The following is a 21009-nucleotide window of genomic DNA, read 5'->3' as shown; positions in this document are numbered from 1 at the left end:
AGGCTCAAGATTGTGGAGAAACAATCCTAAGGATCACTTGAACCTGTCTATGTAGTATGTCGTAACTGCTTAAACCTCATTCCTAATAAGATGGGGAGATGGAATTCCTCATTTATGAAAATAAAAAAGCGATCCGCCTTGTGGGGCGAATCGCCTGTAAAACGATGCTTACGGCTCCATATAAGAACTATGCGTCTGGCTGCCTGGATCAAATACCATGACTTCCACCGACTCCGTAAGTATATCTGCATAACTATAAGATACTCGCTTGAAGGTTTCTTGTTCCTCATCAAGCTTAACAATAAAAACAGAAGGGTACGTTTCTTCCAATACACCCGTACGCTCGATAGTCTTACGGCGGCCACCATTAGCCCGCAACATAATTTTCTGACCTATATGAGCGTCGAGATTGCGTTTGATATCCAACAGCGTATTTTTAGCCATTGTCGACGACCACCTCTTTTCTTGTCCATTATACCTTAATTTACAGTCTATGTCAAATCAAAACCAATTATTATATCAGCATGGAAAAGTTCCTGTCAATGAATTTTTTTGCAAATAAAAAAAGCCCCAAACTGGGACTTTCTTCGCACAACCTTAAACCGCAGATGGGTTCACTTTTAACGTGGACAAATCGTTCAATCCAGGTAACCCGACACGGTAACTGCCACGCGTTTCTACACCACCCACGCCTTGGCTTCCGCTAATGGTATTATGCAGAATGTCATTCATATTCACCGTATCTCTGACTGAAGTAAAGGAGGCTTTGGCCGCCACATATACCGGATCAAGCGCATGAATCAGAATTCTGCCTGGTGAACTGGCGAAGTTCGCCCCTGCCCGCAGCAGAGCCTCAAAATGAGACTGACACGCCCCTGCAACGATCGTGAGCGCATCCAGGTGACGTTCGTACTGCCGAGCAACCTGGATTGCTGCCACAAAGTTCTGAGAGTTCTTGTAGCTTCCCAGACTATACAGATCGTAAGGCTGGCGAGTCTTCAGCACGCCATCATGTCCTGTAATAACCACAATGTCCGGCCGAACCTTAGGTAAAAGATGATACAACGTATCGGCCATAGCAGACTCGTGTACATACTGTCCCTCTGCAGGAACGCGAAGCTGCTCGTAGAGATTCATGCTTTTTTTCAAATAGTTTGGATCTCCGTCCAGATGAAGTACTTTGCCAGGCATCTCGAAATAAGCAGGCTCTTGCTGCTGAGTCCATTCCTGAACCAATCCTTCTCGATTACGCTCTGCCTGTTCCATCCGGTTTTGCTGCAGACGAGAAAGCGTCTGATGAGCCTTGACATGCGCCTGTCGGGTCTTAGCGCTCTGCGGTTCATATGGAACCTGTATTAAATCATCCACTGGGGAATCGGCAAGCAGTCGGAACTCGGTACCTTTAATGACGGCACTGTCCACCTGAAGGCCTTCCACCCGAAAAGTCACATCTCCACCGTATGACTTTCGAACGACCAAGTCTCCGATATTCATCAACATAATCACCTCTACCCCATCGTATGGGCTAGAACCCGGATTGGTTCATCCGAATTTAAATACATTACATAGCAAACCTACAATTCTACAGATCAATTTCATAAGAAGACCTGTTTATAAGGAGTCGCCTGTACTGGAAATGCCTATAGCGCTGCACGAACTCCAGCTTCCCACATCACCGTGCTTAACGTTGCATATTCCTCCAAGCTGAGAGTCTCGCCACGTCTAGATGGCTGAATGCCGGCCTGCTCCAATAATTGGTCAGCCTGCTCCCGATTATCCTTTGTAAAAAAGCGAGATTTTAGGTTGTTGGAAATGGTTTTTCTCCGCTGTGCAAAAGAGGCCTGTACCACCTCGAAGAAGTGTGCTTCATCTGGCACCTGCACTGGAGGTTGTTCCCGAACCTTGAGTTTAATAACCGCCGATTCCACATTAGGTTGTGGGATGAACACTGTTGGTGGAACAACACAGACAAGTTCAGGCACACTGTAGTATTGTACGGCAATACTCAGACTGCCATAGTCCTTGGAACCAGGTGCAGAAGCCATACGTTCAGCTACTTCCTTCTGAATCATGACCACGATGCTGTCCACGGGCAGCTTTTCTTCCAGTAGCTTCATCATGATCGGCGTTGTCACATAGTAAGGCAAGTTCGCAACAACGCTGACTTTGTCCACTTGACCAAAATCCGTTCGGAATAACTCCTCCAGATCCAGCTTCAATACATCACCATGATGAACCCGTACATTGGGATAAGGCTCCATCACTTCACCTAAGATCGGCAAGAGCCGCTGATCAATCTCTACTGCCGTTACAGGTCCTGCAACCCTAGCAAGCCGCTCCGTTAGTGCTCCGATTCCCGGCCCGATCTCAAGTGCACCTTTGGACTCGTCCAAATCTGCAGCGTTAACGATCTTGTTCAATATATTTTGATCAATTAGGAAGTTCTGTCCTAGGCTCTTCTTAAATGAAAATCCATGCTTCTGAATAATTTCTTTGGTTCGCTTGGGTGTTGCAATCTCCAACGTCTCTTCCATACCCTTCATTTACTTCACAATCCTTCACATTCGATTTGCGATAATGCGGCAGAGAATTCTTCTCGGGTGATCTGAAACACACTTAGCCGCTTGTGAAACTGCTTCCCGTTACAATATCCGATGCCGAGTATATTCCCCATCTCCATGCGACGTGCGGCAGCCTGGGGATGCACAATGAGCCCAGCAGCGATCAGATCCTCCCAATCAATCAGACTCGGTGCTCCTTCATAGGACGTATGCACACGTGCTAAGGCATGGCGAATAGCTTCTGGCGAAGCGTTCTCGACCCCGATATCTCCTTTGCGCGTTGCGTCAGCCTCAGGAATGAAGGCGTGCTTACAACCTGGTACCTTATTGGCAATAATTTTCCGTATCCGCTCGCCAGCATGATCTGGATCGGTCAGGACAATGACACCTCTTCGCTCCTGAGCAAGTGCAATGCGCTTTAGAATCCGCTGATTAATGGCTGAGCCGCCTGTTTCAATGGTATCCGCCTGAACGGCGCGCCTTATCGCCACCGTATCGTCACGTCCTTCAACCACGATCACTTCTTTTATCATGTTCCAATTCTTCCTTTCTAACGCAAAAAGAAGAGGAATATCCCTCTTCTCTGGCAAACGGCGGGCGAGACTGAATTCAGACCCTCCCGCCGCATATTCCGCATGAATCATTCATGCCTTATATTTTATAGCATTCCCATTTCAAAGTAAAACGATTTTAGTTTGCTTCCGGCTTCACCGGACCGATCACATAGACCGTTTTACCTTTTTTACGTCCGAAGTTAATGGCATGCTTCACACTGTCATAATATACGTCAATCTTATTACCTTTAATAGCTCCGCCCGTATCTTCGGCACGACGGAAGCCGAGACCTTCAATGTATACCCACCATCCGATGGGAATGACTTTCGGATCGACCGCAATAGTGCGACCTTCTGTTACCCGAGTACCGGAGGCTGTTTTGGTGCCAATGCCAGGCTCTTCAGAAGAATATGCCGTCATAGACACATTTTTGAGGACTTTAGAATATTTAAAAGAAGTACCTGAAACGGTAATAACTTTGCTGCCCGAGGCAGAAGATTTATCCGAGTTCGATGATGCTGTTTTTGTTGCTGTTTTTGTCTTCGAAGTGCTAGCTGATACCGTCTGGATTTCAGGCTCCTTCACGACAGGTACAGGTTTAGCTTTGGTTCCGACAGCGATGACCTTATCTACGCGATTGGTCGATACCGACTTGCCTACCATTTTCTTGGAGACTAATTCTCCATCTTGGAACACTTTCTCAATATGTTGTACGAGTGTACCTTCTTTACCACTTACGATGACGCGGTTGTCACCTTTGTACAAGCTAGGGTCAGCCGTTTTGATGACTTTGAATGCGATGGGCTGCTCCACATCAACTGTACGCTTTGTTACACGCACTACACGGATTTTCATATCCTCTTTGATTGAAGTTCCAAGTGCAGGGTAAACTTTATCATCGCTTGCAATTTCAATACCCGACTTTTGAATTACCTCTTCTACCGATGCATCGGTTGTATACAGAGTCTTGGTGTCTCCGTCTGCCGTAATATTTACTGGAATGGCCCGCTCAATAACGATGCGGTCTCCATCTGCAATCGCCCCATTCAAGGGCATGGATACCTGATCGTGAGGGCTGACTGTGATTGACTGCTCCTCTAACAATTCTTGAAGCATTCCTGTACGAGTCTCTACCGCCTGAGCTTTGCCATCGATAACCAGCGAAATTTGTTTCCCGGCCTGACCATAAACGACTAACAAGATCATGATTGTAAGCGCAATTGAGAATATCGCGATCAATGCCATTTGACGCATGTTCTCATGCTTCCACCGTAACGCGAAAGACTTACTGGATGATCGTGACTCATGGGTCTCTTCTGTTTGGAATGTGCCCACTTCTCCGTCCTCCTTCATAGCCTCGCCGTCTAGAGTAATGCATGATGTCTTTGACGCGACTATACCTGATTTTCTACAGAACACGGGTTAGACCAACCTAGCCGGTTCTGCACCATGAATCAATCTTCGCAACATGATGTCATCCTCCTGAATACTTACCGTATGATGACAGTATTTCTTTTATTCAAAAACAAAAAAAGCCAAAGAAAGAGTGTAAGAGGACTCTTTCGTGGCTTCCGAATGATTTTGAATATCGGAAATTCATGCACGAGGTTGCCTCTCTTTTTCCGCTTGCGAGGTTAGCTGTCGGGTTCGGGCGAAAGAGAGCCGCCCTATCTCCGGTCACCCGCTCATGGCGGACGCCCTTGAATTCACCCCGAGACCCAAAGAAGAAATCAAATAGTGGCTTCGCAGATCATTCCGCTGCTTTTGGGTCAGCGAACGATGCGCACCGGCTATATTCACCGATGTTTAAGCCCTATTGGTTCCCCCGCTCTCCGATAACGGAGACTCAGCGAGATTGATTCATGAAAGTAATGTTGTTCATCGGAAAGTGTCCCTTTGTTCATCCCCCGAACATCTGTCCAATTTTCCGCACAACAATTCACTGAAAAGATGATATCCTGTTTCGATGCATGTTGTAAAGCGTTGTTCAAGTACGTTTTTCTAAATATTTGGTTAAAATATTGTAATATTCTTGATTTATTTGGATCAAAAAGCAAATTACCTCCGTCTAGCTCACTTTTTCATCCCATTTGCTCCATTTTTTAACGAATACCAAATCGTTCCATGGCATTTTTGGTGGTTATTGCGGCAATTTCCTCTAGCGAAATGCCTTTAATTTCCGCAGCTGCTTCTGCAACCAGACGTACATGCGCTGTCTCATTTCGTTTACCACGAAATGGATGTGGAGTCAGATAAGGAGCATCTGTTTCAAGGAAAAATCGATCCATCGGAACCTTCTCCAGTACCTCTTTGGGTTGCTTCGCATTTTTGAACGTAATTGGCCCTCCGAATGAGAGGTGAAATCCTAGATCAAGACATAGTTTCGCGGTTTCCCAGCTACCTGAGAAGGAGTGCATTACTCCGCCAACGTCTCCAGCCTTTCTTCTCGCAAAATTTTTACAATGTCCTCATGTGCATCCCGATTATGAATGACGATGGGCATGTTCAACTCACGAGCTAGTCCAATCTGCTGTCGAAGCACACGCTGCTGTACATCCTTTGGTGACGTATCCCAATGATAATCTAAACCAATCTCGCCAATCGCCACGACTTTTTCATGCTTGCATAAAGATGCAATCCATTCCAAGTCACCTTCTTGCATCGTGATTGCATCCACCGGATGCCACCCAACAGCTGCGTAAATAAAGTCATATGTCTCGGCTAATTTCATAGTGGATGGAATTGTTTCTCGGTTAAAACCGACATTAATCATGCGGCTAATCCCTGCATCAACAGCCCGCTTGATCATAGCTTCACGATCCTCGTCGAATTGGGGCGCATCTAGATGGGTATGGGTGTCGAATAACATCATGTTTCGTTCTCCCTTTCTGTCGAATCAGAATAAATTGAATAGTGTATTCACGCTTATGCACGTGCAATCATATCTGATTAAATTTTTTTTAAAAAAGTGAATTTTTCAGTTAGATAAAATGGGCTTATAAAGGTTTTTTTTAAACGATTTGACCCTAACTACCTACAATATGTGGATTGAATTAGCGACAACATACTCTATATGTAGATCTGTTTAGGGAAATATAATTTTATAAAAAAACCTAAGATTACAAAATTATGTCGATCTACATATCCTCTCCATTAAAGCAGATTACTGTATCATGAGAACATCTCAGGTTAGAAATGCTTTTTAGCATAGCTACTTTGGCATAAAGCCGCACCACCCAAATCATGAGAAGTAGGGGCGCAAATGAGATGGCAACTCATGAAGAATGGCATCAACCTTGTTCTGTGGGTAGTATAGATGATGCTTTCCACGATGAATGCCACTGATTGAACGGACAATATCGGAAACCTCTGATAGCTCGTGCAGCTGGTCCTGCCGATCAAGCAACAAGATTTGCTTATCCGTCGATTCATTCGGACGAAACACATCATACGGAAGATCGGTCGGAAAATCAATTTCTAGATCATACTCAGGATTTAATCCTGCCTTGGCGAAAGCTTCTCGCATCTCTTCAATCGTCTCTACATCGATCTGTTCTACCTCTACATACTTATATAATCTGCGATCCATAAATCGTTCGCAGAGCTCACTTAGAACAGCATCGTCTTCTTTGCGCCATTGCATGAATGCCGTTTGGATCAATGCTTCGTCCAGTTGCAGATATTCATGAACAGCAAGTTCACCTTCAAACAACTGGGGCAAAGGATCAATCATGAAACGGAAATTAAATCCCTGCTTCACCAGCGTTTTAGCTCGTTTAAAAATTTGACGCAATATAATCTCAGAACTGCGGGTAACTGGATGGAAGTAGATCTGCCAATACATCTGGTACCTAGACATCAAGTAATCCTCCACAGCATGCATACCCGACTCCTTGACCACGATTCGTCCGTGGTAGGGACGGAGCATACGCAAAATCCGATCAAGGTCAATCGTACCATAGTTAACACCTGTGAAATACGCATCGCGAAGTAAGTAATCCATGCGATCAGCATCAAGTGGACTTGTAATCAAATTGACCACAATAGGTTTTTCGTACGTTTTTTGTATCACCGATGCAACCTTCTCTGGAAAATCTGGCGCATACCGTCTTAAGATGGCCCCTACCTCGGTATCGCCCATAATGATGCGGCAAGTCCAATCTTCATGATTCATATCAAATGCTTCTTCAATGGAGTGAGAGAATGGGCCATGTCCCAAATCATGTAGTAAGGCAGCACAGAGAGCCACAATCTTCTCCTCTTTCGGCCAATCCGAATAATGACTTCTTTCAAATTGTGAAATAATTTTACGTGTAATCTCGTACACACCTAGCGAATGAGAAAAGCGGCTGTGTTCTGCTCCATGAAAAGTCAGATACGATGTACCTAGTTGGCGAATCCGACGTAGGCGTTGAAACTCGGGGGTATTAATCAACTGCCAGATAATCGGGTCTTGCACATGGATATAATTATGTACGGGATCTTTGAATACCTTTTCCTCCGTTAAACGCTGTTCCATAATTGTCACTCCTTTTAGTTTATTTTATTTTGTTTTGTCGTTTCCGCCCCGAAATCCAACATTGATTCGACATACTTTGTCGAATGTTGTCGAACACAGGGGTTATAATGTTTTCCAAATCGACAAAGCTCACTTTCGTGTTTAAATGTGAAAAATAGCTTCTAATCCCTTACCCATCTTAATTTTATCAAAAACAGCCTTAATTTTAAGCTAATTTTAAGGTTGACTGTTTTGGGAATCGTTGGTATGATGGGTATCATAAAACATAAAATAATGTCGAATAATGACAATGATAAGTAGCTGAGAGGAGCACTGATTATAATGATGAAATCAACAGGTATTGTAAGAAAAGTCGACGAACTGGGACGGGTAGTTATTCCAATCGAATTGCGCCGTACGCTGGGTATTGGTGAAAAGGATGCTCTTGAGATCTATGTTGATGGTGAGCGCATCATGTTGAAAAAATACGAGCCAGCTTGTATCTTCTGTGGTAATGCTGAGAACGTAACTTACTTCAAAGGTAAAATTGTTTGTAACGAATGTATTTCCGAGATCCCTGCACCTGTGACAAAATAAGAAATATCAGGTATAATGGACTTATTCAATTGTTATTTCTAACCTTTTTATATTCCTTGATTGCCTTCCCGGTGTGAACCCCACCGCTGGAAGGTCTTTTTTTGTCTATTTACCCAAAGAAGCCTACTTGTCTTGCCTCTTGAGGCACATTCGAAGTAAGCGGTGGATTCAATATGACAACACATAGATTAACTATTGATGCCATATACCTGAATCAATTTCATAACTCATACCATTGATTCATTTATAAAATTTTTTTCCACCGCATCTCCGTTTTAATATTTCTTTAAGTTTCCAATTAAGGTTGCTTTAAGGTTTTTTTTATGTCACTCGATACATAGATTTGGCTGGATTTATAATAAAGCGTTATACACGTCTCTTTTCGTTAACCCTCGATCTGTACCCGTTTTCTTCATCGCATCCTTACGACCTAGACCCTCGGACTCATAATGGGCTACATGCTCTTCCAATGAAAGCTGTTGCCACCATGCTTCACGTTCTGCTTTCCGTTCATGCTCCTTGATCCCATCAACCAGAAGACAGTACTCTCCAAGTGGTGGATGCTCTTCGAGCCATTCGATACATTCTCGGATGCTACCTCTTGCAAACTCCTCATGGCGCTTAGTCAATTCTCGAGCCAAAACTACAGGACGATCACCCAAGATCTCTTCCAAATAGGATAGTGTTTTACGAATGCGGTGAGGTGACTCATAAAACAACAAAGTGCCGTTTGATTCGTCAAAAGCCTCCAGCACTTTTCGCATATCTTTTTTCTCTCGCGGCAGGAAACCACCAAAGGTGAATCGTTCTGTCGGTAGCCCCGACACAATCAGAGCAGACAATGCTGCATTCGGTCCTGGGATCGGAATGACACGAATTCCAGCTTCAATGGCAAGCTGTACTAGGTCAGAACCAGGGTCAGAAATAGCCGGTAAACCTGCATCACTGACGAGTGCCAAATTTTTTCCTTCTATTATATAGCGTATCAGTTCAGGCCCGCTTGCGGCCTTATTATGCTCATGGTAACTAAACAGCATGGAAGGTGTAATATCAAAATGGGTTAAGAGCTTTCTTGTCTGTCTCGTATCCTCGGCCGCGATGATGTCACATTCCTTCAATGTGTTGATCGCTCTGAAGGTCATATCGTCCAGGTTACCAATTGGGGTTCCGACCAAATATAAATTTCCTGAGCCTTCCGTTCGATCTACATAGCTTTTCTGAACGTTCAATGTCATCTATAGCCCTCCTTCCACGGGGTGCGATTTGTTTTGTGAGCCATAGTAGATATCCATAATCTCTTCACAGTAGGTTCCCTCTTCATTGTACACAATGAGTGGTGGAAGCATCCTTACTTCTGGCTTTCCATCCTTAGAAGCTTCTATTAATACCATATTTGCTTCTAGATGTGAGCGAGGATGAACCATTCGAATCCGTTTGGGTTCCAGTTTGTATTCCCGCATGAGAGAAATGATCTCGGCAATACGCTGAGGACGATGAACCATCGACACTTTTCCGCCATTACGAAGCAGTCTACTACACGCTTGAATCACTTCTTCCAATGTACATCCGATCTCGTGGCGTGCCATAGCTTGATGAGTATTCATCTTCAGATCACTGCCATTCAGTGGCATGTAAGGTGGGTTAACCGTTATTGCATCGTAAGCTGCATGTCCAGTCACTTTGACAAGCTCGCGCAAATCCCCTTCATGGATGGTGATCGACTCGCCCAGTCCATTGAGTTGCACACTACGTCTTGCCATATCTGCTAATCGTGGCTGAATCTCAATTGCCTCCAAATTAGCCTGTGTGCGTGTCGTTAATAAAATCGGAACTACCCCGTTACCTGTACATAGATCAAGCACCCGACCACGTTTAGGAACAGAGGCAAATCTCGCTAACAACACAGCATCCATGGAAAAGCTAAACACTTCGTCACTTTGAATAATCTTTAGATCGTGAGAGAGCAAGTCATCAATTCGCTCTGACTCCTGTAACATTACTGAATTTTCTGTCATATGATGCACTCATCCTCCGGTAAGCTATGCTTCGTTACATTCTTTAACCTTAAAATATTTTAACCTTAAAAAAAACCGTAGGGTATCTTCCCTACGGTCACTTCATTTATTAAGAAAAGACAGGCAGAACAGACAATCGCCTTCCGTACGTAAATGTCCATAATAGACATTGCAGATATGGAAGCCTTCGTGATACAACCGAGCTAAGTTATCATACCCTTCACCTACAACATCTTCTCCGGTAGCCGGCCCTGCGGGTCTTGCAATCGGAGCTAGTGCAGAAGCAGCGGGCAGATCAGCTGGAGCTTCACGCTTGAGCAGTTTACGCAACTGCTCATTCTCAATCGTAAGCCGCTGATTATCCTCAAGCAGCTCTTTGACAATCATTTTCAACTCACCTAAATCACTGTGCAACTGACCCAATTGGGTTTCCATTTCATGAATGTGCGTAAACAGATTTTTCTTTTCCAAGTTTCCACCCCGAAGCAACCTTTATGGTTTACTTGATAACGACGTCATCCAGCGGAAGTTCTTTGACTTTACTGATGTCGAACAGTTGAACATGGACTGTGCGATTACCGGCATTGATTCCGACAACTTTTCCTTCACCCATTGAGGTGACAACCAATTTGCCTACAGCCGGAAGTTCTTCTCTCACACTTTCGTAGTTATCATGCTCAAACTTCAGACAGCACATGAGTCTTCCGCACAACCCGGAAATTTTCGTCGGATTCAGTGACAGGCTCTGATCTTTAGCCATCTTGATTGATACCGGCTCAAAGTCTCCCAGCCAGGAAGAACAGCATAACACACGGCCGCAAGGTCCGATTCCTCCAAGCATCTTCGCCTCATCTCGAACGCCAATCTGACGAAGCTCAATCCGAGTTCGAAAAATGCTGGCTAGATCCTTGACCAGCTCTCGGAAATCAACTCTTCCTTCAGCTGTAAAATAAAAAATAATTTTATTGCGATCAAACGTAAATTCCACATCGACCAGCTTCATTTTGAGGCCATGGTCTTTGATTTTATTTAAACAAGTACCGAATGCTTCTTTGGCTGCACGCTTGTTCTCATCTACCACACGAGCATCTGTCTCACCTGCTACGCGGATGACTTTCTTCAGCGGCAATACCACATCGGACTCGCCTACTTCCTTCTTACCAACTACAACCTTACCGTACTCTACCCCCGCGCTGTCTCCACGATAACGCAGTTTTCTTTCTCAATGGGAAGGTCCAGGGGATCGAAGTAATAAATTTTGCCCGCTTTTTTGAAACGGACACCCACTACACTATACAAAAAATTAACCCCCTTGTAAGCCAATCCCACTTCGTCTGAAGCCCTATCTTCTTAAGGAACCCCCGAAGTTATAACCGTTCGCATATGATTGGAACAACCTGCCCTCTCCCAGTCTTATGCCAAACCGATCAAAAATTGCTCCAGACAAAGCTGGCCATTGACATTGAAACGCAATTTTTTTCTACATGCCGCGGCCGAATCCATATAGGAGACCCACTGATCTGTACTGCGGGTTCGAGCCAATTGAGACAGCATGTCCAACTGATCTATAAAAACGATATGTTCATGCCTACCGTACTGAATATAAAGCATATCTCTAAACCATAAGTGGAATAGACTAAGCAGCATATCCAGATGTTCTGAGAGTCCGGTTTTGAAAAGCTTCTGCTGTGCAGAGATCAAAGATGTACTTCCTCTACCCAGGGACTCCTTCCCTAATTGTAACATTACGTTTCTAATTTCTGCAAACCAATTCTGCTGGAGAATTTCTCTACATGCTTCCAAACCTGACGCTAAATGGACTGCAGAACGAGCTAGATTAGCCGGATGTCCTTCCGAAATCAATATTTGCAGCATTTCTTCCGGAATAAGCGCGTTAAATGGAACGAGTTGCGCACGAGAACGAATGGTTGGTAGCATTGCCTGCCCGTTATCGGTAATCAGAATGCCTACTGCAGGCACCTGAGGCTCTTCTAGAAACTTCAGCAAACTATTGGCCGCCTGGACCGTCATCTTTTCAGCTTGCTCTATAATGTACACTTTAGGATGTCCAGCCTCTGAACGATAAGAGAAAATACGCTGTAAATCCCGAATTTGATCAATTTTGATGTTATTTCCATCCGGAGCAAGCATAGTTAGTTCAGGATGATTACCATGCTCTACCTTTCTACATTCTAAACATTGACCGCAGGCATCATCCTCTAGCTCTGTACAGAATATAGCCTTGGCAAACGTAATCGCTGTCTGCAATTGCCCGCTGCCCGATGGCCCACTGAACAAATATGCATGGCTGATCGCCTTACGCCTTAAGCTACTCTGTAACATCTGCTTCGCTGCCTGCTGACCCATAATTTGTTGAAAAGACATACTTCCTCCTCAGAAGCTTAAATTAATAAGCATTCCCCGAATTTCACCGACTTGTTGAAGCAGTGTAATTTTTCCATCCTCGGTCTCAAGCAGTTCATCCGCCATTAATAACAGGGCTGCATCGACCTCATCAATCAATTTATACCGTTTGCCCCGTCCTCTGCGATCCCATCCCCGGGTTTCTTTCATAGAAACACCGCGACGTACCGTCTCCTCCAAAAACCTCTTTACGAGCTGCTTATAGGCTTTGAGTTCGCGGATCGTCATGGATCGAGCCAATCGGTCACCCTGCATTTGAATTTCACTTAATCTACGGTTCAATTCAGCCTGTGAAGCTCGTTCACCCTGGTGATTCATCATATCGGAGAAATTTTTGGATTGAACCGGCTTGGAGCTGGAATCGGAAGAACTGATACCGCTCTGCATTGGCCGGAACCCAGGATTGATTTTCATGGATACGCCTGCTTTCTATTATAATACGTGTTATAAAAATCCGTTCTCAGTAGGTCAATCGCCCATCAGCACAGTGCGCATTGCGCCTGTGCGTGAAATCAACCTGTATATGAGCTGTATAAACCTCTATATATAATGGTAGAAAAAAATCACCATCATGTACCATTTGTGCAATTCTAGAATAGTCAGCCTTCGTCCAAGAAGAGCCGTCCTGTAGAAGAGGTTGTTCAGAAGGTTTTTGAACACACACTAATGTGGATTATTTTCCTTGGACGAAGAACGTCGATTGTTGAATCTCAAGAGGACGTAACTTTTGGAAATTACGACCTTGAGAAATAAAGCCTTTTTGTATGAATCATTCCAGGCTCAATGGAGATTGCTTAATCGCTTAGAAGTGTTCAAAACGATCAACTGGCAGAACAAATACGGTTGCTCCACCGACTTGAACTTCAACAGGTAGCGGCAGGTAAGAGTCGGTTGTACCACTCATTGGCGTAACTGGCGTTACGAGCTGTTCACGAACCTTACAACTGCTGCGAATGACGTTCATTACGGATTCGACCTGACCATCATCGACACCGATCATAAACGTCGTGTTGCCTGCCTTCAAAAACCCACCGGTACTGGCCAGCTTCGTAGCTCTATAGTTCGCTTTAACCAGGGCGCTGGATAATCGGTTGCTGTCTTTATCCTGTATAATCGCAACAATTAGTTTCATCCTGCATAACCTCCTTCAATAATAAGCACTTCATAAATGCCATGTTTATATATTAGACAATTACTCGTCAAAATCCTTCAAAATCCCTGTCTTAAGCGACAAAATGATTGAAGCGAAAACCTCATCTGGCGTAAGAGAAGCATCAATGATCTGAATTCTCTCCGGAAATTGTTCTTTTAGAAGGAAATAACCTTCACGTACCTTTCGATGAAACTCCAGACTTTCCAAGTCTAGACGATTTACCTCACGTCCAGCATGAGCATCGATCCGGGCAAGACCCTTTTCGGGTTCAATATCCAGATAAAGTGTAACATCCGGCATCAGATCACCGATTGCGAATTGATTAATGGCCCATACTTGATCCATGCCAAGTCCGCGAGCATACCCTTGATAAGTCAGACTGCTATCAACAAATCGATCGCAGATGACCATTTTGTCTGCCTTGAGTGCTGGCTCAACTTTCTCTGCCAAGTGTTGACTACGTGCAGCCGCATAGAGCAGCGCTTCGGTTCTTGCATCCATTGACGTATGAGAAGGGTCAAGGATGATGGCACGTATTTTCTCAGCAATTTCAATCCCACCAGGTTCACGAGTAACTAGCAATGGTATACCCTTTTCTTCCAAGTAAGAACCTAACCTGCTGATCATCGTTGTTTTTCCGGAACCCTCTCCCCCTTCTAGCGTAATGAATTTACCTCTGCCCTGCATATGCTTCCCTGCTTTCTATATCGATTATTGCGTCTAATTGTGTGATCATGAGTAATGCGTATTGTGTAATAAGTATGCTCTGTATAAGCTCAGCTAAATATCTTCTACGACTTCCTCTCTTGAGACAGCAATTCATGAAGATCGCCGTTAGTTGAATTCACATAGCTGAATTTATCATGCTGTACAATGGGCTCTATACTCCAGATTATGAAGCAGCCCACCTGAAGGTGTATGCCCATGTACACAGAACCCTCACTGTCTACTTTGGTACAAGCTCTATTTATATTACTATACATGATCGACGGCTGATGGTCAGCAATTCCCTTATAATCATGTTCAAAAAGGACAACCTCTTAGATTTTTCAAGTGGTACACCTCAGATACCGTAGAGCACCCATACCCAGAGCGGAAGCAGCATGGAACCAATAATCGCACTCATGATCATCGAAACAGAGCTTAATGCCACAGCATTCTCTCCATACTCGAAAGATCTGGCCATCCCAAGGGCATGAGATGCTGACCCTAGACCAACCCCATAGGCATGGCTGCTCTTTATTTTTGCCCACCTTAATAGCATTGGCCCAAGTAATATTCCCGAGAAACCTGCAATCATCACAAACAGTGAAGTAAAAGAGGAGTTCCCGCCAACTTGATCAGCAAGTTGAATGGCAACAGGTGTAGTTACGGATTTGGGTAAAATGGCGATAACCATCTCTTTCGGATACCCTAGCAGGATTGCAACCGATGCACCTGAAAACATGCCTGTAATGCTACCTATAATAGTGCCACCTATAACGGGGAAGATATTCTTTTTTAACATATGGATATGTTTGGATAAAGGGAACGCCAAGGAAACAACAGCTGGTCCGAGCAGTTCCTGAATCCATTGCCCCCAAGCATATACGTATCTAGCGAGATATCTGTTATAACCAAAATTAGAACAAGGACAACCGTTGTCGTTAGAACAGGCATCACAATAGGCCACTTCAATCGGCGATACACATATGTCGCTCCCGCATACATCACAATCGTCAATATAATCATTCCTAGTCCAAGGAGGATGGATGACATGAGAGTTCCTCCTTACGCTGATACTTTGCCCGCCAAGCTATAATCCAATGACTAGTCAGAGCAGATAACAGACAGGTGATTAGTGTGCTTACGATTAAACCGAGGACAAGTAAGATGGTATTGGCTCGGAAGAAATCGAAATGATTGATAATACCGACGGTTGGTGGAACAAATAACAATTGTAGATTGGATTGAAGCCAGGATGAGCCTTCTTCACCCCAGCTGATTTTGATCCAGCCTAGTTGAATGACAATGAACAAAACTAACATTCCTATAATGCTACCCGTAAGCGGTAGATTGAGTATAGTTTGAATCATGTTTCCTATCCAATAGAAGCCATACATACATATGACTTGTAGGACTATTCCTATATATTTTTTTAGCGGAATACCCAACGGTGTACCTTCTTTCTCTTTACCTAAAATAAATAACTCTCTGTGGAAAAATTAATATTATAATCGCCCAGCGGTATCGGTATAAATAGCTGTTCTATTCCCTAAACCAAGGTCATCGCTCTAACGTTAAGTCTCCCCTGCGGATAACAAGTTATATGTCCCAGAAGTCCACCTCGAAGGGTAGTTCAAGGGTAGAACTTTAAACTTCTAGCTAATAGCGTTGGTTCCCATTTCTATCACCCATTTATTGAAACAAAAATACTTGGCACCTCTATGCCGTTTCATCTTCTGTGGCTAAAATAAGTTTCACCAAGATTTTGGTGGCTATGCGTCCATTAAAGCGTTACGCGAGTTGGCTTTAGAGCGTTGCGAGACAGCTGGGTCGCCTACTTTTGTTTGTCCTTCATTACCTTCATCGTTTGCAGAGAAGCGTCCGCTACACCATGGAACTTGGCTCCCTCATCCCGCAGAAGCTGTATACGCGCAAGGATCGTTGGGCTGATACGCTCCCCAGGATATACGAGAGGAATGCCTGGAGGGTATGGAATAACCATCTCTGCAGAACGGCATCCAGCACATTCATTAATAGTTACTTCTATGGTGTGCTCTTCTCTGATGGGCTGGAGTGAAAATGGGATTGGCTCCGAGTGAGACACCTTTTCTTGAAAATTGTTCCACGTGGAAATGTAGTGCTTCTCTTCTCTCATATGCTCCTCTGAGCCCTCAGACGAGAGCGAACCGTTCTCAGCAGCAGAAGCTAAGCTGATGTCCTGCAAAGCCTGTAACACATGATGGGCATCCTCCTCTGTAGAGCCCAAGCTGAAGAGCAAGACGACGTACCGTTCGTCGCTCATCTCGGGTATGCAGCCGCGCGCTTCAAGCTGCTGCTGCAAGCCATAACCGCTCAGTATTCCTAACCCGTCATAAATGACGGCCTTGAATGGATCCTGAGCGGTGTATCCTGCGGCGGCGTGGCCTAGCTCTGCCGCCGCCGCTTGCCCATGCATCTGCTCTGGCTGTGCAGCAGATGCATGGGCGGTTTGGTCAGCCGGCTCTACTTCGGCTGACAGCCCTTGCTGCTGCAGCGCCGCAGGCTGCAGCAGTTGGAAGCGCGGCAGCTCCGCGAGGCCGCGCTTGAAGGTGTGCACGGCGGCGAGCCCCGCCGTGAAGGTCTGCGCGCCCTGCACATGCAGGAGCCGGCGCGCAAGATCGAGCGAAGCCATCACAGGGTATGATGGGCTTGAGCTCTGCACCATGGCCAGTCGCTGACGCAGCAGGGAACGGTTAATCCGTGTTCCCTGAACGTGCAGCATGGCTCCCATGGTGAAGGCAGACAGCATCTTATGCGTAGACTGCACTACACCGTCCGCTCCGCAGGACAGTGCAGATGCAGGCAGCTCCGGATGCTGTCCATAATGCGCGCCATGCGCTTCATCCACGAGCAGCGGCATGCTGGCCTCGTGGCAAATACGGGCAATGGGCGACAGATCAGCGCCCATCCCATAATAGTTAGGCAACGTGACAAGTAGTCCCTTTGCTTCAGGATATGCCTGGACAGCAGCTTGTACCGTCTTAACAGACGGCATAACGGCAAGTCCAGACGTAGGATCAACCCAAGGCTCCATGAATACAGCCTTGGCACCGGCCAGCATCAGCCCATGGATAACGGACTTGTGTACATTACGTTGTACCAGCACGATACTTCCCGGCTCATCACACACGGTTAAGAGCAATGATAGATTACCAGCTGTACTCCCCCAACTAAAAAGAAACTTTCTTCAGCACCATAACAATCCGCTGCCAACTGCTGTGCCTCCAAAATAACCCCCTCCGGATGATGTAAATCATCCGTACCCGAGATCTCCGTCACATCCATACGCATCATCTCTAGAAATGCTCTCGTAGGTACAACATTAGACTGGGACTGCCTCTCCTGATGCTTCTCTTCCCATAGCGTAGTATCTTGTGGAGACTTCTGTCTTTTATAGGCAGCAACAACATGCTCTCCCTCTACTATATCTACTTGTGATTGCTCTAACGGCTCTCTCCCTAAATGGCTCTCATTATACTTTGCAGCTTGATCATCAGAATGTACATGTTCTTCCTTTTGCAATACAGCTCGATATACTTGTCCATTTTTGTGTCCGGGTACATGAAATGAACGTTGTCCAGAGTTCCGATATGCGAGTAATGCTTCATACAACGGTGCACGATGTGATTCCAATTCCATATCTTACCCTTCCCATATGCTCAGTATTTTAATAAACCTAGTACTAGTCCATCATTCTTTTCAGTTTCAAATTAACACTGACTTCATAACTCTTCCTATATGATATACGATAAAATATCAATTTAACGGTATTCCTCTACAAGCCCAATTACAATTTGGGTTCGCTATGTCTTCTCCAGAACGATATTCCTTCTAGTTGTAGCTCTTACACCAATGTTCCTCCGTCCGTTGAACCAATTCATTTCCTAATTCAATTTCCATTTTAGCATATCCCTTTTTAACGCACTCAAGAGATGGTCTCCCTCAAACCCCTGAACACACAGAAAAAAGACCCTCACGGGGTCTCGATCATACCTACACCTATATATTGTATGTTGTCTTTAAGCGTTCTTTTGTACCCATATTTGCTTCATCTGATGGACAAAATAGTTGTACTTTGCATCCTGTGCATCGGTATGAACCATTTCAGCTTCACAAGTATCACATATAAATTCGGATACAATAAAAATGCCGTCTCGTTTACGTTGCTCGCATATGATACATGTGTGTTCGGCGTGTCCTTCCATCAACCATCCCACCTTGTTTTACGTTTACTATCAGTATTGCACAGTTTCTATTATTTTAAACCTTTTCATAGTGCATTTCTTTTACAAAATATATATATTCACTTCTCCCCTCTTGGGTGTCTGTACCTATAATAAACATCATCATCACTTTAGAAAACGTCTATTCATGCCTGTTCTACAAACTTATTCTGGATTACATAGTCGATGTGCTTAAGATTTAAACGATAAATACCACCCATTAGGATGCACTCCAAAACTAATATTCTATTATCTTAAAAAATCTTTGATTTACAGCCGATATATAATACATCACCATTGGAAACTGACAGTATGTCTCATCGAGAGTATAATTGATTCTAGACTCGCTAAGGTTAAACATCTTGTATATCATCTCATCATGACTTACAAGGTTCATATAAGCATAAGGACTCACACCACATCTAGATTGAAGCATCTTGCACATCAACGTGATCCCTGAAGGAGGATTTGTCCACGTATGGTCGCCGAACCGGAGAATAAAGCTACATTCTATCAATACCGGCTTCTGAAAAAAAAGGTCATCGCTCGTAGTGTCATCTACAGCTATCTCTGCTTGCCTGTTATCATGCTATTTTTTAATCTACTCGCATTCTCCTGGATGGGTCTCTTATCTTTTGTACTGGCAGGCCCCATTACAATTTGGATTCACTATGTCATCGCTAGAACGATACTCCTTCTAGTGCGTAGCTCTTACACCAAACGCTGGCGTTGGAGCCTCCGTATGCCTTGGCTCGGGTATATCCCTGACCAGCATTTCAGCTACCGTATGTTTGTACGCGTACACTTTAATATTTGCTGGATTGGCCTATGCATCATCACAGTATGTCTGATCTGGTCACCGCTTTCTTTTTCGTTTGCGCTAATATTCTGGCATATCTGGCTGCTTGTCCCTCGTTTATATGTAATTCTGTTTCTTTCCAGAGAACGCAAAGATGGTCTGATCAAATTGACTAATCAAGATGTTTCTTATTATCTTCAATAATGAATCCGGTCTCATTCTGATTGAGAACCATCCCTTTTAGTACTACATATTGCTTTGCTAATTCATCTTTTCCTTCTACTTTATTTCATGTTCAATCAATACATCAACCAACATAGCAACAAAGGTTATCCACAGTGGATAACCTTTGTTTATTTCGCCTAACTTCTCCTTTATCCACACGCTGGGTACAATCCATCAGAGTTATCCCCAACATTTAGTTTCAATTTTGCTTCATATCATCCTGCCCTCTAGCTACTTTGTCGCTCACTCTTCTCCTCGATCTAAGGGGACTGCCTAGGTCAAACCGGAGGAAAGTGAGAATGGACGTCAAAACTCATGACCTTTATGACCTAGGCTACATATGACCGACACCGCACTTGCTCGGCTTCTGTACCTCTCTATTCCTTAAATATCCGTGATACGCTTTACCTTAATGCTTCTGTCTTCCACTACCCCATCTGCGCTTAATTCCCCATTGGCTACCTTAGTCTTAGTCGTGAGCAGATCGCTAATCGTCATTAGGCTTTTCCGTTCAATTATGAGGTTATTGGATAGCAAATGATCAACTGCATCTTCTCACACCAAAATAAAATCCATTACATGCAAACAAAAAAGCACCCGTCAATGTAACGAGTGCTTTTGTATATAGGCTTGAACTCATCAATCTAAACTACTTCATGATCATGCACGGACATCGCTAGTCCTCGTCATCCAATGATTTTACAGTCGTTTGAGCTGTATCATTCTTTGGAACCATTAGCGTAAAGAATCCATCATGCACAGCTAACTGTACGATATGTCCCTCTTTAGCAAATACACGTAGGGAACTTGAGGTATTGGAATTACTCTTAGCCAGCTCCTCTGTCCAGCCCCAATTTTTGATTTCGTTTAGATATACTTCAGGCAAGCTTGTGCTTTCACTAATACCAGACAATGTATATCGAACATAATCCATATCTGAATTACCTTCAGATTGGTCAGATTTATTGGCTACCTTGGGAACGGGGAATCCTTTTTCATTAACCGCTCCTTCATAAGAAGTCCATGCGACTCCTGTTTCACCGCAAGCGGTTAGTATAACCAACATGCAGATCATAAGAAATGAACATAGTCCGAGTCTTCGCCGACTTAACACACACACCCTCCTTTTCACAGCTGCACATTCCAGCTCTGTGTTGAGGTACTTTTAGCATAATTAACATAGTCCTATTATACTGGTTTTATGCTTTCTTTCCG

The 21009-nt window shown here is 44.3% G+C and carries 18 protein-coding genes, 4 pseudogenes and 1 riboswitch; of the genes and pseudogenes, 2 read left to right on the top strand and 20 right to left on the bottom strand.

Annotated elements, in window-relative coordinates:
• Nucleotides 1–168 precede the first annotated feature (168 nt).
• From veg to DMB88_RS00140, 7 genes and pseudogenes are all read right to left on the bottom strand, one after another.
• Nucleotides 169–444, bottom strand: a complete 276-nt coding sequence (gene veg / locus DMB88_RS00170; protein WP_056697400.1) for a biofilm formation stimulator Veg — start codon at nt 442–444, stop codon at nt 169–171.
• Nucleotides 445–597: 153 nt separating this feature from the next.
• Nucleotides 598–1494 (bottom strand): sporulation peptidase YabG, encoded by an 897-nt coding sequence (gene yabG / locus DMB88_RS00165; protein WP_128099758.1) that lies wholly within the window; start codon nt 1492–1494, stop codon nt 598–600.
• A gap of 146 nt (nt 1495–1640) precedes the next feature.
• Nucleotides 1641–2543, bottom strand: a complete 903-nt coding sequence (gene rsmA, locus DMB88_RS00160; protein ID WP_128099757.1) for a 16S rRNA (adenine(1518)-N(6)/adenine(1519)-N(6))-dimethyltransferase RsmA — start codon at nt 2541–2543, stop codon at nt 1641–1643.
• 5 nt (nt 2544–2548) lie between these two features.
• Entirely contained in the window at nt 2549–3094 is a 546-nt protein-coding gene (gene rnmV / locus DMB88_RS00155; protein WP_128099756.1) for a ribonuclease M5, read from the bottom strand.
• Between the two features lie 157 nt (nt 3095–3251).
• A complete protein-coding gene (locus tag DMB88_RS00150; RefSeq protein WP_128099755.1) occupies nt 3252–4451 on the bottom strand; it encodes a resuscitation-promoting factor in 1200 nt (399 codons plus the stop codon).
• A 272-nt stretch (nt 4452–4723) separates the two neighbouring features.
• Nucleotides 4724–4978: riboswitch (cyclic di-AMP (ydaO/yuaA leader) on the bottom strand.
• A gap of 240 nt (nt 4979–5218) precedes the next feature.
• Nucleotides 5219–5988 (bottom strand): annotated as a pseudogene (locus DMB88_RS00145) (TatD family hydrolase).
• 369 nt (nt 5989–6357) lie between these two features.
• Nucleotides 6358–7635, bottom strand: coding sequence for an HD domain-containing protein (locus tag DMB88_RS00140; RefSeq protein ID WP_128099754.1), 1278 nt, complete (start codon nt 7633–7635; stop codon nt 6358–6360).
• 321 nt (nt 7636–7956) lie between these two features.
• On the opposite strand from DMB88_RS00140, the gene DMB88_RS00135 reads away from it, so the two are divergent.
• On the top strand, nt 7957–8211 hold the full coding sequence (locus DMB88_RS00135; RefSeq protein ID WP_024633700.1) for an AbrB/MazE/SpoVT family DNA-binding domain-containing protein: 255 nt from the start codon (nt 7957–7959) through the stop codon (nt 8209–8211).
• A 353-nt stretch (nt 8212–8564) separates the two neighbouring features.
• Here the strand turns inward: DMB88_RS00135 and rsmI are convergent, their stop codons facing one another.
• The 12 genes and pseudogenes from rsmI to DMB88_RS00075 all read right to left on the bottom strand — a co-directional run bounded on the left by rsmI (nt 8565) and on the right by DMB88_RS00075 (nt 18752).
• Complete coding sequence (gene rsmI, locus DMB88_RS00130) at nt 8565–9446, bottom strand: 16S rRNA (cytidine(1402)-2'-O)-methyltransferase (RefSeq protein WP_128099753.1); 882 nt, start codon at nt 9444–9446, stop codon at nt 8565–8567.
• Complete coding sequence (locus tag DMB88_RS00125; protein ID WP_128099752.1) at nt 9447–10226, bottom strand: tRNA1(Val) (adenine(37)-N6)-methyltransferase; 780 nt, start codon at nt 10224–10226, stop codon at nt 9447–9449. It abuts the gene before it with no gap.
• A 102-nt stretch (nt 10227–10328) separates the two neighbouring features.
• Entirely contained in the window at nt 10329–10697 is a 369-nt protein-coding gene (yabA, locus tag DMB88_RS00120; RefSeq protein WP_056697385.1) for a DNA replication initiation control protein YabA, read from the bottom strand.
• Nucleotides 10698–10725: 28 nt separating this feature from the next.
• Nucleotides 10726–11525, bottom strand: a pseudogene (locus DMB88_RS00115) (stage 0 sporulation family protein).
• Between the two features lie 114 nt (nt 11526–11639).
• The gene (gene holB / locus DMB88_RS00110) at nt 11640–12611 is read right to left on the bottom strand and encodes a DNA polymerase III subunit delta' (protein ID WP_128099751.1); all 972 of its coding nucleotides are present in this window, start codon (nt 12609–12611) and stop codon (nt 11640–11642) included.
• Between the two features lie 9 nt (nt 12612–12620).
• Nucleotides 12621–13064, bottom strand: a complete 444-nt coding sequence (locus DMB88_RS00105; RefSeq protein ID WP_128099750.1) for a YaaR family protein — start codon at nt 13062–13064, stop codon at nt 12621–12623.
• 388 nt (nt 13065–13452) lie between these two features.
• Entirely contained in the window at nt 13453–13782 is a 330-nt protein-coding gene (locus tag DMB88_RS00100; protein WP_056697375.1) for a cyclic-di-AMP receptor, read from the bottom strand.
• Between the two features lie 60 nt (nt 13783–13842).
• Nucleotides 13843–14490 carry a dTMP kinase gene (gene tmk, locus DMB88_RS00095; RefSeq protein WP_128099749.1) on the bottom strand — a complete coding sequence of 216 codons (648 nt, stop codon included), beginning with the start codon at nt 14488–14490 and terminating at the stop codon, nt 13843–13845.
• Between the two features lie 376 nt (nt 14491–14866).
• Nucleotides 14867–15462, bottom strand: a pseudogene (locus DMB88_RS00090) (LrgB family protein).
• Nucleotides 15463–15536: 74 nt separating this feature from the next.
• Nucleotides 15537–15878: a CidA/LrgA family protein gene (locus tag DMB88_RS00085; protein WP_164848571.1), complete on the bottom strand. Its 342-nt coding sequence runs from the start codon at nt 15876–15878 to the stop codon at nt 15537–15539.
• A 464-nt stretch (nt 15879–16342) separates the two neighbouring features.
• Nucleotides 16343–18186 (bottom strand): annotated as a pseudogene (locus tag DMB88_RS00080) (aminotransferase class I/II-fold pyridoxal phosphate-dependent enzyme).
• 380 nt (nt 18187–18566) lie between these two features.
• The gene (locus DMB88_RS00075; protein WP_128099747.1) at nt 18567–18752 is read right to left on the bottom strand and encodes a sigma factor G inhibitor Gin; all 186 of its coding nucleotides are present in this window, start codon (nt 18750–18752) and stop codon (nt 18567–18569) included.
• A 496-nt stretch (nt 18753–19248) separates the two neighbouring features.
• Between DMB88_RS00075 and DMB88_RS00070 the strand changes: the two genes are divergently transcribed.
• Nucleotides 19249–19773 (top strand): hypothetical protein, encoded by a 525-nt coding sequence (locus DMB88_RS00070; RefSeq protein ID WP_128099746.1) that lies wholly within the window; start codon nt 19249–19251, stop codon nt 19771–19773.
• Nucleotides 19774–20470: 697 nt separating this feature from the next.
• Here the strand turns inward: DMB88_RS00070 and DMB88_RS00065 are convergent.
• Nucleotides 20471–20908: a hypothetical protein gene (locus DMB88_RS00065; RefSeq protein ID WP_251384645.1), complete on the bottom strand. Its 438-nt coding sequence runs from the start codon at nt 20906–20908 to the stop codon at nt 20471–20473.
• Between the last annotated feature and the right edge of the window lie 101 nt (nt 20909–21009).

It is taken from the genome of Paenibacillus sp. DCT19 (assembly GCF_003268635.1).
GTDB lineage: Bacteria > Bacillota > Bacilli > Paenibacillales > Paenibacillaceae > Paenibacillus.
Note: the sequence above shows the minus strand (reverse complement) of the source record. Positions and strands in the feature narration are given on the sequence as shown.

What these genes read in the sequence shown, in the direction of transcription:
- DMB88_RS00135 (WP_024633700.1), top strand. Translation starts at nt 7,957, where the DNA reads ATGATGAAATCAACAGGTATTGTAAGAAAAGTCGACGAACTGGGACGG.
- yabG (WP_128099758.1), bottom strand. Translation starts at nt 1,494, where the DNA reads ATGAATATCGGAGACTTGGTCGTTCGAAAGTCATACGGTGGAGATGTG.
- DMB88_RS00100 (WP_056697375.1), bottom strand. Translation starts at nt 13,782, where the DNA reads ATGAAACTAATTGTTGCGATTATACAGGATAAAGACAGCAACCGATTA.
- DMB88_RS00140 (WP_128099754.1), bottom strand. Translation starts at nt 7,635, where the DNA reads ATGGAACAGCGTTTAACGGAGGAAAAGGTATTCAAAGATCCCGTACAT.
- DMB88_RS00085 (WP_164848571.1), bottom strand. Translation starts at nt 15,878, where the DNA reads ATGATTCAAACTATACTCAATCTACCGCTTACGGGTAGCATTATAGGA.
- rnmV (WP_128099756.1), bottom strand. Translation starts at nt 3,094, where the DNA reads ATGATAAAAGAAGTGATCGTGGTTGAAGGACGTGACGATACGGTGGCG.
- DMB88_RS00075 (WP_128099747.1), bottom strand. Translation starts at nt 18,752, where the DNA reads ATGGAAGGACACGCCGAACACACATGTATCATATGCGAGCAACGTAAA.
- DMB88_RS00125 (WP_128099752.1), bottom strand. Translation starts at nt 10,226, where the DNA reads ATGACAGAAAATTCAGTAATGTTACAGGAGTCAGAGCGAATTGATGAC.
- rsmI (WP_128099753.1), bottom strand. Translation starts at nt 9,446, where the DNA reads ATGACATTGAACGTTCAGAAAAGCTATGTAGATCGAACGGAAGGCTCA.
- tmk (WP_128099749.1), bottom strand. Translation starts at nt 14,490, where the DNA reads ATGCAGGGCAGAGGTAAATTCATTACGCTAGAAGGGGGAGAGGGTTCC.
- DMB88_RS00105 (WP_128099750.1), bottom strand. Translation starts at nt 13,064, where the DNA reads ATGAAAATCAATCCTGGGTTCCGGCCAATGCAGAGCGGTATCAGTTCT.
- rsmA (WP_128099757.1), bottom strand. Translation starts at nt 2,543, where the DNA reads ATGAAGGGTATGGAAGAGACGTTGGAGATTGCAACACCCAAGCGAACC.
- holB (WP_128099751.1), bottom strand. Translation starts at nt 12,611, where the DNA reads ATGTCTTTTCAACAAATTATGGGTCAGCAGGCAGCGAAGCAGATGTTA.
- DMB88_RS00070 (WP_128099746.1), top strand. Translation starts at nt 19,249, where the DNA reads ATGGTCGCCGAACCGGAGAATAAAGCTACATTCTATCAATACCGGCTT.
- veg (WP_056697400.1), bottom strand. Translation starts at nt 444, where the DNA reads ATGGCTAAAAATACGCTGTTGGATATCAAACGCAATCTCGACGCTCAT.